This window comes from Alcanivorax sp. HI0083 (assembly GCF_001635175.1).
In genome coordinates, this window is the sequence record NZ_LWFX01000049.1 from 1 (window position 1) to 367 (window position 367).

A 367-nucleotide genomic window follows, 5' to 3' on the forward strand; every position below is an offset into this window, starting at 1 on the left:
TGCCCCATGCCAGACGCAGACCGCACGTCGGGCATTCGGCATCTAGCGTCCGGCGCCTTTAATATGCACAATGGCATTCAATCGATTAAGTGTATCAATGCCATGACACTAACAGAACTACGCTATCTGGTCGCCCTGGCCCGTGAACGCCACTTTGGCCACGCCGCCCAGGCCTGCAACGTCAGCCAACCGACCCTCAGTGCGGCTATTAAAAAGCTGGAAGAACAACTGGGCATGCCCCTGTTCGAGCGGCGCCCCCGCGAAGTGGTCGTCACCCCCCAGGCCGAGCCCATTGTCGCCCAGGCCCAGCGCGTGCTGGAACAGGCTGACCTGCTCTCCCAGATGGCCACGAGCCAACGCGACCAGC

The 367-nt window shown here is 61.6% G+C and carries 1 protein-coding gene; it reads left to right on the forward strand.

Going from position 1 to position 367, the window contains the following annotated elements; all coding sequences use genetic code 11:
* Nucleotides 1-102: 102 nt before the first annotated feature.
* A partial coding sequence (locus tag A3754_RS00520; protein ID WP_156496635.1) for a LysR family transcriptional regulator occupies nt 103-367 on the forward strand: 265 nt, incomplete at its 3' end.